Consider the following 13,111-nt stretch of genomic DNA (forward strand, 5'->3'; position numbering starts at 1 on the left):
ATACATATTTAGCAAGAATAACTATAACAAATATAGGTTTATCCATTATAAATTCATTATGAAAAATACATATTATATTACCACCCCTATTTATTATGTTAATGATATACCTCACATAGGGCATGCTTATACAAGCGTTGTGTCTGACGTAATAGCAAGATTTATGCGTTTATCAGGTAAAGAGGTAATGTTTCTGACCGGTACTGATGAACATGGTCAAAAGGTAGAAAAATCTGCTATTGTCAAAAATGTTGAACCACAAATATTTACCGATACAGTATCTGAAACTTTTCGTACATTAATGCACTCAATGAACATTTCTAATGATGATTTTATTAGAACTACAGAAGCTAGGCATAAACAAGCAGTAAGTAGTCTATGGCAAAAATTGCTAGATAGTGGCAATATTTACCTTGATAGCTATAAAGGCTGGTACTCGACGCGTGATGAGGCTTTTTATGATGAATCAGAATTAACAGAAGATGGACTAGCTCCGACTAAAGCTCCTGTTGAATGGCTTGAAGAACCAAGTTACTTTTTTGCCCTATCAAAATGGCAAGATAAATTATTAGATTTTTACGGTGCCAACCCTGATTTTATCAGACCAAGTACTAGACGTAATGAAGTTATTAGTTTTGTCAAATCCGGATTGCATGATTTATCCATATCACGTTCTAGTTTTAAGTGGGGAATTAAAGTACCAAATGATGAAAAGCACGTAATATATGTATGGCTTGATGCACTAACCAACTATATTTCGGCTTTAGGATATCCAAATGATACAAGTCAGTATAACAAATTTTGGCCGACTGATGTTCATATAGTCGGTAAAGATATATTACGCTTTCATGCCGTATACTGGCCAGCATTTTTGATGGCAGCTGGCTTGCCGCTACCAAAATGTGTTATGGCACATGGGTGGTGGACTAATGAAGGACAAAAAATCTCTAAATCTATAGGGAATGTAATTGATCCATTGCAATTAATAAAAGAGTTTGGTTTAGATCCAGTTAGGTATTATTTGATGAGAGAGGTAATATTTGGCTCAGATGGTAATTATTCTCGTAGTAGCTTAATCAATAGAGTGAATAGTGAGTTATCTAATAAAATTGGTAATTTATTGCAAAGAACTCTAGCCTTTGTTTATAATAACAACGAGACAAAAATTCCGTCAATTGGCAAGGAATCTATCGATAGCATTTATGAGTCATTTTTAATGAAGCTATCCCACCAAATTATATCAGAAAATTCACTGTTCACTAAGACTTTTGCTATTAATTCTGTGTTAGTAAATATTATTACTTTAACCGAAGAAGCCAATATTTATATAGATCGAGAAGCCCCTTGGCAGTTAAAAAAAACTGATCCTATAAGGATGAATGAGGTGTTATATACACTACTTGAAACACTAAGATATATTGCTGTAATGTTACAGCCATTTATTCCTGATTCGGCTAATAAAATGCTTGATCAGCTTGGTGTACCAAAAAGTCAGAGAATGTTTAAACATTTAACAAAGGAGTTTATTTTAATTCCAGGTAGTAACATTAGCCAGCCAAAAGCTATATTTCCAAGATTTCAGGATAATACTCGATGAAAATAGAAGTCTATTCTAGTTATTTCTTGTAGCATATATTGTAGTTCTTAAACTATGTATGACCTTAAAACCTAGATAAACGGAAATACGCTCAATAATTATCTGTTGGTGAAATGATATTTCTAAGGCGATGCTCGAATTTTCCACTTGTACATGTAAAATATTTATTCTCTGTCCTTTCTCTTTAGGGCTAGATATTTTTAAGGGGCTAGTTTTGCTACTAAATTTTGGTCCAACAATCTTGCTCCAATTAATCATAATTTCTGCAAGCAATGGGTGCTGTTTACCAAAGATTCGTCTAATAATTATGTTGATGTCATGGCTAAGCGGTTTCATGGGCAAAATTAATTATTGTAACCATTACTACTAATATAGCAAAGATAATTGATAATAAAGGAAAGTACAGAGAAATGATTGATAATACCATAAGTAATATATTGCATATTATAATTCTACTCACTACTTCCTTATGACTTTTACCATTTCTGACTGCTTTTTGAAAAAAATGCTTTAAGTGAGGTTGCCAAATTTTCTCCTTATTAACTAGTCTAATTAGTATGGTTAATCCTCCATCTGCTAGGTAATATAAGCTAGCAATAGATGAAGCAACAAACAAATGAACACTAGATGCTGAAATAAGTAGCAAACATAAACCTAATAAAAATCCTAAGCTTATACTACCTACGTCCCCTAGAAAGATTTTAGCAGGATGCCAGTTAAATATCAAAAAACCTATGGAACATGCTAATATAATGATGTTAAGCACAATTATAAAATTTATATTTATTATTATATCAGATTTTAGATAACAAAGTATTAATATAGTGATCGATAAATGAATAGATTCAGCACCACTAATACCATCTATTCCATCAAGAAAATTATAAATATTTAAAAAGACAATCAATCCTATTATAGATAGCATAAAATCAATATATAAAGGTAATTCGTGATGAAATAATACTACTGGAAATAAAAATAGGAAAATGGCTATTGTAGAACAAATTATGTGAAAAATTAGTCTTACAAATATCGGAATGGAAATAAGATCATCTAAAAATGAAATGCTGGAAATGATCAGCAGTAAAGGTACAATTTTAATTGAGTTTATCAGAGTTTTTGTTGAAAAATATTCATAGGCGATAAGAGCAATTATTACCACTATAACTATCGCAAGTCCACCTCCTCTTGGTGTGATTCTACTATGTACTCTACGTGGATTTGGTATATCCACCACTCCAAAAGATGGAAGACTAGAAATCAATAGCCAAGTAAGAAAGCTTGTTGCTATAAAAGATAATAAAAACAAAAAACTATAATTAATAAAGTTACTCATAACAGCATATTAGATTTAAAACTGAAATATTCATTGGCTGTAATAATTACGTGGTCATGAACCGATATGTTCATATTAGCACAAGTTTCTACTATTTTGTGTGTTAGTTCAATATCAGTATTTGAAGGCTTACTAACAGCACTTGGATGATTATGTACCAATATAATTGCACCAGCTTCATTAAATAAAGCTCTTTTAATTATTTCTCTTGGATATATTGTTGCCTGATCTATAGTGCCTTGACTTAAAATTTCATCAGCAATTAGGACATTCTTTTTATTTAAAAATAAGATACGAAATTGTTCTGTTTTCATGCTGCCCATCGTTGCTTTTAGATAGTCTATTAGAACGTTCCAAGAACTAATTACATTTTGATTTATTACTTTTTGTTTTAGCATTCTGTTAGTTAGTTCACGTATAATGACAAAATTTACATATAAATTATCATTAGTTCCTTTAATATTAAGCAATTTTTCTTTATCTGTATTTATTAAATTAGCGAGACTACCAAATTGTGTTAATAATTCCTTTGCTAATGGTTTTACATCTTTTCTAGGTATTACAGAAAATAATATCATTTCAAGTAATTCATAATCTGCAAGATTTTCTGCAGAAACAATAATACGTTGTCTTAAGCGTTGTCTATGCCCAATATAATGGGGTATATCATCTTTCATATTTAGTTTTACAATAAGTCTGTTTTATAAGGCGGATATGTCAAATGTTTTGGTGATAAAGTAAAAATGTCAAAACCATCTTTGGTTACGCCTAAACTATGTTCAAATTGTGCTGATAATGATTTATCACTTGTTGTAACTGTCCAACCGTCTAATTTACTTAGATGAGTGGAGTGATGTCCAGCATTTACCATTGGTTCAATAGTAAAAAACATACCTTCCTCCAAGACCAAGCCAGTGCCAGCTTTGCCATAATGTAGAATAGTTGGTTCTGTATGAAATATACGCCCTATCCCGTGACCAGTATAATTTCTAACAACTGAATAATTATGTTTTTCAACATAAGTTTGTATAGCATTTCCGATATCTCCTAAATGTACTCCTGGTTTTACTAGTTCAATTCCTATCATCATAGCATCATAAGTAACCTGTACTAAGCGTTTTGCTTTAATTCCTACATCACCAACATAATACATTCTACTAGTATCACCATACCATCCATCGACAATTACAGTAACGTCAATATTTATTATATCGCCATTTTTAAGGAGTTTATCATTTGGAATACCATGGCATACTACATGATTAACAGAAGTACAAATTGACTTTGGGAAGCCGTTATAGTTCAAAGGTGCAGGGATTGCATTATTGGACACAATAAAATCGTGGCAAAGATCATTTAAATAGATCGTACTCACTCCTGGTTTTACATAATTAGTAATGAAATCTAAGGTTTCTGCAGCAAGTTTACCTGCAATATGCATTTTCTTAAAGTTTTCTTGGGAATGAATTGTTATGGTCATAAAATAATTAACTTTTTTTATTAAAATCATCTATAGCTAACCCGATTAGTATTTAGCCATAGTAAATTGTTGTCATTGCGAGAAGCCACTTTGGTGGCGACGAAGCAATCCAAGAAGACGATTGGATCTAGATTGCTTCGTCGTAGCAATGCTACTCCTCGCAATGACGAAGTAATGCTAATCGGGTTAGCTATATAAATATATACTAAATTTCTACTTCTTAAATTATTATTTGAATTTCATTGAATCTTTTTCAATGGTTCTTACCTTATAAAAACTATAAGATAAGGTTATTGTATCCACATCATTCATTTCTTTATCTTCCTCAAAATCAGAGGCTATAAAAAATGTCACTGGCATCAACATTTTTTCTCCTGCTTTTAATAACTGTTCTTCAAAACAAAAACAATGTATTTTAACAAAGTATTTACCAGCTTTATTAGGTGTAACATTATAAATGGAAGTTCCTATTATATCATCGTTACTTAGATTTTCAGACTCATAAAAAATTAGTGTATTTTGTCCTGGGATAACTGTAGCCCTTCTTTGTTTAGGAATAAATCGCCAAGGTAATTTACTGTCAACATTAGAATCAAATTCTATAGTTATCACTCTAGTTCCTTTTTTAGGAGAATATATATTGAGTTCTTGTCTTGTGGTAGTACCACCATATCCAGTGACTTTACAAAATAAATTGTAAATTGGTATTGATGCAAAGCTTAAAAAAACCATGCTAAGTACTAAACTAACTAGGGCTAAGGCAAAATTTCTATTAGATTTTTGTAACACTATGTTGCTCTCTTTTTGTAAAAAAGTCAAATTTCAATTTTTTACAAGAAGTCTATTTAAAATATTTTAAACTTATGATATTATGTACCCATTCTAGTATATCCCCTAAGTAAAGGAATCTATTTTAAAGGTATTATATGACTAACAAAATCAGTGTGCCAGTAATTTCTGCAGAATCAGGGTTTTATCAATATTTGCAAAAGATCAATAAAGTTCCGTCACTTTCACAAGAAGAAGAGTTTCTACTTGCCAAAGCCTATCTTGAGCAGAATGATCTAGAAGCTGCTCATAAGCTAGTAACTAGTCACTTGAAATTGGTAGCAAAAATTGCCGTTAGATATAGAAATTATGGACTACCTCTAAATGAGCTTGTGTCAGAAGGGAATTTAGGTCTTATGCAAGCAGTAAAGAAATATAATCCTGATTTAGGTTTTCGCTTGTCTACTTATGCTTTGTGGTGGATTAAAGCTTCAATCCATGAATATGTTTTAAGATCTTGGTCTTTGGTTAAAATGGGTACTACAGCAGCACAAAAAAAGTTATTCTTTAGTCTTGGTAAAATTAAGCATAAAATTGCTAACCTATATTCAAGAGCTGTTACAGATCAAGATTTTGTTCAAATTGCTCAAGAACTTGGAGTGACTAAGAATGAAGTTAGTGAAATGAATTCTAGGTTATCTGGTCCAGATTTATCATTGAATAATTTAATAAATAGTGGAAATGATAACAGTGATAGCGAGCTAATTGAATTTTTACCGGAAACCCGTCCAAGTCAAGAGCTAAGATTAATTAGCCAAGAGGATTCTGTTAACAAACATAATTTGCTAACACAAGCGATGAAGATATTAAATGATCGTGAATTACATATTCTCACTGAGCGTAAATTAAAAGATTCTCCGAAAACTCTTGATACTCTTAGTATTGAATATAAAATCTCTAAGGAAAGAATTAGGCAGATTGAGAACACAGCATTTGAGAAAGTGAAAAACTTTATATTGCAACAGATGCCAAAAGTTGTTTAAGTGGATTACTATAATTTTTCTAGTATACTCAGATGGTTTTACAATATATTAAATTAAATATTAATTCATGAAAGCAATTGCTATACATTTATTGATTATTTTGATTTCTACGCAAGTATTTGCTGGAAATCAAATTACTAGAAAAGATTTGAAATTTAATTCATCTAATGATTGCACAGAAAGATTAGATATTTTGGAGAAAGAGAATCAGCACTTACTTGGCAGAGTCGAAATAATTGAACATACTATTGCCAAATTAGAGAGAATTTTAGGCTCTACAAAACAAGAGGTAATAAGTTCTGAGGATACCAGTACAGCAAAAAATTTAGCAGATGATTCTATAGTTGGCGATGTCTTTGAAATACCAGCTACTAAAGAAGTACAAAAGGAAGTTGCGTCGCATGATATTGCAAAACCCATTTCGGGGATAGCAAAAGATAAGCAACTTTATGACTTAGCACTTGCCTCTTTAAAAGATAATAAATTAACCGATGCAGAAGAAAAATTTGTAAATTTTTTAAAAAATTACTCTAATAGTCCTTTGGTAAGTAATGCGTATTTTTGGTACGGAGAATCTTTTTTTAGACGTAATATGTTTGATAAAGCGGCTATAAATTATCTAAAAGGTTACAAACAATCACCAAAAGGTTCTAAAGCTTCTGACTCATTGTTAAAATTAGCATTATCTCTTGGGGAATTGAAGAAAATACAAGAGGCATGCTCTATTCTTGATAAACTTGAAACAGAATTTCCGAGTAGATCAGCTACATCAATAAAAAGAGCTAAGGATGCAAGAACCAAATTTGCTTGTAAGCGTTAGGTTCTTATGAACAAAAAGGTAAATAATAATGACTGACATTTTAGAAGAAGTCTTAAATGATAAAAATGAAGAAAAGAAACTTTATTACTTTAAAAAACTTCTTCCTATAACTATAATCCTCGCACTAATAGTCGTATTATTTATGCTAATAAACAATTGGCTTGACGGTAAGAAAATAAAGAATAATCAAAAGACAGGTGATATTTTAGTTAAGTCTATGTCGCTTATCAATGACAACAAAGACCTAACCATAAAGTCGTTGGATAATTTAATTGAAACAAGTAATAATAAAGTAGGAGAGCTTGCTGCTATCGAACAAGTCAGTATAAAAATACAACAAGGAGATTTTATAGAGGCTAGAACTTTATTAAAGAAAATTATTGATAACAAGAATTATGCCGAATTAACAAGTGCATATGCACGTCTAGTTTGGTTAAGTTTAATGATAGACGAAACAAATTTATCTAATGCAAACATTAATGAAATCGAGGAATATTTAAATTATTTTGATGATGAGAATAAACCATTCTTTGGTACTGCAAATATTATCAAAGCAATTTGGTATATTAACAACAACTCAAAAGATTTAGCAGAAAATACTTTGAAAAAGGTAATATCACTAGAAAGTACAACTCAAGTAGTTAAAGAGCAGGCTAAAGCTTTACTTTCAAACTTACAATAAACCTCAATTCGGGATAAGAATTAGTTAATTCTTATTCCGAATTGGCTTTAATATAAGGAAAAATGCATTCTTAAAGCGGCTAACGCGAATGCATTTTAAACCTTTCTAAAGCTAAAAACATGATTTTAAAAGATTAAAATCATGTTTTTAGCAAAATGGATTGCCACGCTCACATACGTTCGCTCGCTAATAGACATATACGTCTATAAAACGTCTATTAGCGAGGAGGTCGTAGGTCGACGAAGCAATCTATAATTTCACCGAATTCGCGTAATAACACAGGCTTAAATTATGATAAAACAACGATTAATTATTTTCTTACTACCTTTTCTTCTGACTTCTTGTGGTCTTGGAGCTAAAAAGATTAAAAATATTGTAGAATTAACTCCTAGATTATCTGTAGAAAGTAATGAAACAATTCAAATAGATTCTGCTGTAAAAATAAATATATTTAGCCCTGAACAGCTGCAAAATAAGGAATATACTGTTGCAAAATATAAAATAATATCAGAGCCAGTTTTTAATAAAGCTGTTGCCTATACCATTGATACTAAAGGTAATATTTCCGCTTTTTCTATGAAAGATAAATCTATTATGTGGTCATATAATATCAGCACTAACAAGAGTGATTATTATGTTGGTGGAGGGATCTTATGCCACAATGATAAACTATATGTTACCTATGGTTCAAGATTCTTGGTAGTATTAGATAGTAGGTCAGGTCATGAAATAATCAGAAAAGAGTTGCCTGATATTACTAGAGTAAAACCGGTATTAATTAATAATTATACTATTGTAGTTCAAACAGTAACTAATCAAATATTAGCGATTAATATTGATAACTTAAATTTTGTTTGGCAACATGAAGGTGTAGTAGAAACTTTGTCATCAAGTTACCATGTTAGCCCAATAGTACAAAATAATCATGTAATAGTAAACTATAATTCAGGACAAATTCTTGCTCTAGAAGCAGCTAGCGGTCAAGTTCTATGGACTAACGATTTATCTAGTCATCAAGAAATAGGCTTGCCAAATTTTGAGGCAGCATCTATATTATGCAAACCTATTGTCAATAACTCTCACATATATATAGCTAATAGTGCTGGTAAGATAGTAAAGCTAGATATCATGACGGGTAATATTCTTTGGCAAACCAAAGCTTATGATGTGCAATCTATGTTGTTAGCGGGTAATAGTTTATTTGTAACAAATAATGCTGGACAAATAGCTGCTATAAGTACTGATTTTGGTAAAGTCAAGTTTGTAGCAGATCTAAATGATGGGAAAGATATTAAAAAAGTTAAAGCCTCATCATTCCTAACTCCTATAATTGGTAAGGTAGCTGAGGCAGAAGAGTGGAATTTAAATATTATTTCCACTAAAGGTGAATTATATAGTTTCCAATCAGATGTTAATGGTAATTTAAGCACTACTCCACAGATTGCTAAAATTACTAAAAATATTGAATATCATGGAAAAACCTGCTGTGGTAGTATGTATTTTGCTACTGATAAAAAAATTATGTTTGTCGATTAGTCAAGAAACTATGTAAAATATATATTTACATTTATCTTGACAAAATAGTGGTTATAATGCTATTTAGTATAGCTTAGGCGAGGACAATGATAACATTAATTCTAATTAATAAAGATATATAACGTGAAAACTTATTCTGCAAAACCATCACAAATTCAGAAAAAGTGGTGGGTCATAGATGCTAAAGACCTTGTATTAGGTAGACTTGCTAGTGAAGTAGCTAAAATCTTACGCGGCAAACATAAGCCTTCCTTCACTCCTCATTTAGATTGTGGAGATTATGTAATAATAATTAATTCCAAGCATATTTGCTTGACAGGTAAAAAATCAGACCTTAAAGATGGTAAGTTTTATTATCGCCATACTGGTTTCCCAGGTGGGATAAAGGATACAACAGCTGGAAAAATTCTGTCTAGTAAATATCCTGAACGTGTCGTTAAGCTTGCTGTAAAAAGAATGATTACGCGAAATGTTTTGGGATCAAAGCAGATGGATAATCTATATGTCTATGCAGAGAATGAACACCCACATAAAGCCCAACAACCTGAGTTTTATGATTTTGCAAGCAAAAATACAAAGAATAAAAAATAGTGAATTATGACAATATTAAAGGTTCAAAGCGAAAAAACCAAAAGCGATGTTCAGAGTAAGTTAGTTAAGCCTAAAACGCCTGTAGAAAGTAGTGATAATAAAGTCTATGGTACAGGGAGAAGAAAAAGTGCAATTGCTAGAGTTTGGTTAAAAAGTGGTAGTGGTAAGGTAATTGTCAACAAAAAAAATATGGAGCAATATTTCACTCGTGAAGCTCATACCAAATCTCTCTTGCGACCATTTGTTGTAACTAATACTGCTGGGCAATATGATATAATATGTACTGTTAGAGGTGGTGGAATATCAGGGCAACTGGGTGCTGTACTACACGGTGTTTCTAGAGCACTTGACAAAATTGCACCAGAATTTCATAGTATTTTACGCAAATCCGGTTTCTTAACAAGAGACTCAAGGGTTGTAGAACGGAAAAAATATGGTAAGCATAAAGCTAGAAAAAGTACTCAATTCTCTAAACGTTAAAATTTTACATAATCTGTTTGGAGTTGTCTAGCATGTGATTTTCTGAAGCTCTTTCCATCATGGCGGGGTAGCTCAGTTGGTTAGAGCAGCGGAATCATAATCCGCGTGTCGGGGGTTCAAATCCCTCCCTCGCTACCACAAAATGCTAATTCATGAGGTAGTTTATTATCGACTTTGTGTAATGGGGGGGCATAATAAGAATCAACAACTAATTCTTTAAAGCATTAAGAATACTGTGATTTTTTTATATTTTATATGTAAAAGTCATTAGTGCTACTTGATATATATGCTATTATGCGGTGAATGTACTCAAAATTCTTCAAGTTCTTGCAAACATTATTATGAAAAGGATTACATTCGGTTTAATAGCTGAGTATGTGGCTATTGTTATTTATAAAATTAAATTTTATCAAATTCTTCACCATCGTAAAAGATATTATGTTGGTGAGATTGATATTATTGCCCTACGTGGAAAACAACTTGTTTTTATAGAAGTAAAAGCAAGACGTTCTGACGTTGATGATCGGATATTATCAACTCATCAACAAGCAAGAATAAAAAGATCTGCTAGTATATTTTTAAGCTCTAACCCAAAATACCAAAATTATCAAGTCAGATTTGATCTAATAATTATTAAACCTTACAGTATACCAATTATTATTGAAAACGCATGGTAATGGAGTTTTTTCTACTAGATGAAAAAGAATCTAATTATACACTATACACTCAAATGCTAACTGACTAAGTAATTATTTTAAAATTATTGCTTGACCAATAAAGCAATATATGTCAAAAAGATCATACTCATATAGTCTGAGACTTCTCTTAAAACTAGGCCGCTATAGCTCAGAGGTAGAGCACATCATTGGTAATGATGAGGTCGGAGGTTCAATCCCTCCTAGCGGCACCACTTACCTCAAGCCTTACAGCGTTCCTCAATTTTACACAAAAATTTATATGCTCCCTATATGCTCCCTGCAAATTAAATAATAAAGAATATATTTGCTCTCAAACTCTCTCTAATACTACTGTTTAGATGGAGGGATTATGCAACAAATATTACACCCCTCATCCACCCTTACTTATAGTTGCACTGATAATAGTGATAACAATTCTACTATCTTTTATAATTTTGTTGGTAATTTTGTTCCACCTGAATGGCGTGACCTTTCTTCTAACACTGGTAAAGTTTTAAGTAAAACTGCTAGACAACTCCTATCACTGATCGTATTTCGCTTGCAAATCTATCATAATAACAGCTTAGATGAACTCCAGGAAACTTATAACTTCTTTGAACAATCACTAGGGGTTTGCCAAGAGCGTGTTAGACAATGCTTACTTGAATTAAAAAAAGCCAGTTTCATTCACCTTCATAAAGCAACTATAGTCAAATATGGCATTAAGTGTCGTAATACTCCTTGTATTAAACTTGCTAAAAATTTCCAGCCTTATTCTCAATCACTTTCTACTGAAAATGAAAAAATTTTACACTCAACCCAAAAAACTTTTGGGGCTAACCCCAAAGAATTTTTGCCTCAACCCCAAAAAAGTTTGGATCACTCTATATATATAGATAATAATAAAGATATATCTAATAAATCTAGATCTACCAAATATGAAATTTTTCAAAATGAACAAAATCATGTTGATGCTAATGAAATTGATAATAACCAGCAATTACCACAGCAAAAGATTGAGCAAAATTTACAATTTGAACAAGAATCATCAAATGAAATACTAGTTGATAATACTAGAGCGTCTACTGCAAATTCTATGACAAATGCTTTGCCACTCAGTACAACACTACAAACAGTTATTCAACAAGTTTCACAGCAACGTCAGCCAGTAGTAGAATCAAATTGCTCTAATACTTCAAGCATTCCAGTTGTAAACCATAAAAATAGCTGGTTCAAAAGAAAAAGATTAGCTGATTTTTATCCTCTAACTCAAGAAGATGCTGATTTATTGCAGATTAAATCAAATCGAGAATTTAATTTAAACTTTATCAATAAGTTGCTATTAAAGCTAGCTGGAGAATATTCAAATCATCATTTTGGTCATAAGAAAGTGCTTTTGAACTATATGGCTAAAGCTTTAAGCAATGAACTACAAGAAACTACTAAAGCTAATTCTAGCAATTTCCAATTTAAATCTAGTGATGAAAATAAAGCTAAAGAGCAGTATCTACAAAAAATAGAATCTAGTACTGATACTAGCCGACAAGCTCAATTAAAACGTAAAATTTCTGGCATTTTTGATACTGATACAGCTTATTTATTACTAACTTCTTGTGCATTTGGTAAAGTAATAGACAATCAATTTCAGTTCAAATTGTTAAAAGATATTGCCCTATCAGAACATATTAAAACTAAAATATTACAGCAAGTACAAATGTTGTATGGTAATAAAATAACAAAGTTACAAATTATACCATGCAAGCAATCTATATCAGCAACACAAGAAAATAATACTAAAGATGAAAATAATGCTTATTTGCTTGAACTAGCTAAGCAAATAAATCCTGATTCATTATGGTATAAAGCTAGAAAGTTTTTAATTGAACGACACAATAAATATGTTGATATCGCTACCTTTAGTAAATTAATAGTGGTACAAGAAGATGACATCAACAAAAAAGTAACTCTCAAATCTACTTCCGCCTTTTACGATTATTACATTAGAAATCGTCACATGCAAGACTTAAAAACTGCTTTTCAAACTCAAAATTGTAGTTTTGAATTAATTGGCTGGAATGATAATTACAAGATTACTACTTAA

At 31.3% G+C, this 13,111-nt stretch carries 14 protein-coding genes and 2 tRNA genes; 11 read left to right on the plus strand and 5 right to left on the minus strand.

Annotation, left to right across the window (positions count from 1 at the left end; translation table 11 throughout):
* The first annotated feature begins 58 nt into the window (after nt 1-58).
* Nucleotides 59-1,597, plus strand: coding sequence for a methionine--tRNA ligase (metG, locus tag AAHM80_RS07700; RefSeq protein ID WP_342259806.1), 1,539 nt, complete (start codon nt 59-61; stop codon nt 1,595-1,597).
* A 15-nt stretch (nt 1,598-1,612) separates the two neighbouring features.
* Here metG and AAHM80_RS07705 read toward each other — a convergent pair whose 3' ends face one another.
* The 5 genes from AAHM80_RS07705 to AAHM80_RS07725 form a co-directional block, all read right to left on the minus strand.
* Complete coding sequence (locus tag AAHM80_RS07705) at nt 1,613-1,933, minus strand: DUF721 domain-containing protein (RefSeq protein ID WP_342259807.1); 321 nt, start codon at nt 1,931-1,933, stop codon at nt 1,613-1,615.
* On the minus strand, nt 1,920-2,933 hold the full coding sequence (locus AAHM80_RS07710) for a UDP-phosphate alpha-N-acetylglucosaminyltransferase (protein WP_341751490.1): 1,014 nt from the start codon (nt 2,931-2,933) through the stop codon (nt 1,920-1,922). Before AAHM80_RS07710 ends, AAHM80_RS07705 begins: the two co-directional genes overlap by 14 nt.
* Complete coding sequence (gene radC, locus AAHM80_RS07715; protein WP_342259808.1) at nt 2,930-3,610, minus strand: RadC family protein; 681 nt, start codon at nt 3,608-3,610, stop codon at nt 2,930-2,932. The genes AAHM80_RS07710 and radC overlap by 4 nt, the downstream gene beginning before the upstream one ends.
* Before the next feature lie 8 nt (nt 3,611-3,618).
* Nucleotides 3,619-4,413, minus strand: coding sequence for a type I methionyl aminopeptidase (map, locus tag AAHM80_RS07720; RefSeq protein ID WP_341755396.1), 795 nt, complete (start codon nt 4,411-4,413; stop codon nt 3,619-3,621).
* A 228-nt stretch (nt 4,414-4,641) separates the two neighbouring features.
* Nucleotides 4,642-5,202, minus strand: coding sequence for a cytochrome c oxidase assembly protein (locus AAHM80_RS07725; protein ID WP_342259809.1), 561 nt, complete (start codon nt 5,200-5,202; stop codon nt 4,642-4,644).
* A gap of 137 nt (nt 5,203-5,339) precedes the next feature.
* Here AAHM80_RS07725 and rpoH point away from each other — a divergent pair, with 137 nt between their 5' ends.
* The 10 genes from rpoH to AAHM80_RS07775 all read left to right on the plus strand — a co-directional run bounded on the left by rpoH (nt 5,340) and on the right by AAHM80_RS07775 (nt 13,111).
* Nucleotides 5,340-6,224, plus strand: coding sequence for an RNA polymerase sigma factor RpoH (gene rpoH, locus AAHM80_RS07730; protein WP_342259810.1), 885 nt, complete (start codon nt 5,340-5,342; stop codon nt 6,222-6,224).
* Nucleotides 6,225-6,291: 67 nt separating this feature from the next.
* On the plus strand, nt 6,292-7,044 hold the full coding sequence (gene ybgF / locus AAHM80_RS07735) for a tol-pal system protein YbgF (RefSeq protein ID WP_342259811.1): 753 nt from the start codon (nt 6,292-6,294) through the stop codon (nt 7,042-7,044).
* A gap of 28 nt (nt 7,045-7,072) precedes the next feature.
* Complete coding sequence (locus AAHM80_RS07740) at nt 7,073-7,726, plus strand: DUF2659 family protein (RefSeq protein ID WP_341748111.1); 654 nt, start codon at nt 7,073-7,075, stop codon at nt 7,724-7,726.
* 294 nt (nt 7,727-8,020) lie between these two features.
* On the plus strand, nt 8,021-9,262 hold the full coding sequence (locus tag AAHM80_RS07745; RefSeq protein WP_342260469.1) for a PQQ-binding-like beta-propeller repeat protein: 1,242 nt from the start codon (nt 8,021-8,023) through the stop codon (nt 9,260-9,262).
* 123 nt (nt 9,263-9,385) lie between these two features.
* Nucleotides 9,386-9,853: a 50S ribosomal protein L13 gene (rplM, locus tag AAHM80_RS07750; protein ID WP_342259812.1), complete on the plus strand. Its 468-nt coding sequence runs from the start codon at nt 9,386-9,388 to the stop codon at nt 9,851-9,853.
* Between the two features lie 6 nt (nt 9,854-9,859).
* Nucleotides 9,860-10,333, plus strand: a complete 474-nt coding sequence (rpsI, locus tag AAHM80_RS07755) for a 30S ribosomal protein S9 (protein WP_341755400.1) — start codon at nt 9,860-9,862, stop codon at nt 10,331-10,333.
* A 61-nt stretch (nt 10,334-10,394) separates the two neighbouring features.
* Nucleotides 10,395-10,471 (plus strand) — tRNA-Met (locus AAHM80_RS07760).
* Between the two features lie 239 nt (nt 10,472-10,710).
* Nucleotides 10,711-11,010: a YraN family protein gene (locus AAHM80_RS07765; RefSeq protein WP_342259813.1), complete on the plus strand. Its 300-nt coding sequence runs from the start codon at nt 10,711-10,713 to the stop codon at nt 11,008-11,010.
* Nucleotides 11,011-11,168: 158 nt separating this feature from the next.
* A tRNA-Thr gene (locus AAHM80_RS07770) sits at nt 11,169-11,243 on the plus strand.
* A 137-nt stretch (nt 11,244-11,380) separates the two neighbouring features.
* Entirely contained in the window at nt 11,381-13,111 is a 1,731-nt protein-coding gene (locus tag AAHM80_RS07775; protein WP_342259814.1) for a hypothetical protein, read from the plus strand.

This window comes from Candidatus Tisiphia endosymbiont of Metellina segmentata (assembly GCF_964030715.1).
Taxonomy (GTDB): domain Bacteria; phylum Pseudomonadota; class Alphaproteobacteria; order Rickettsiales; family Rickettsiaceae; genus Tisiphia.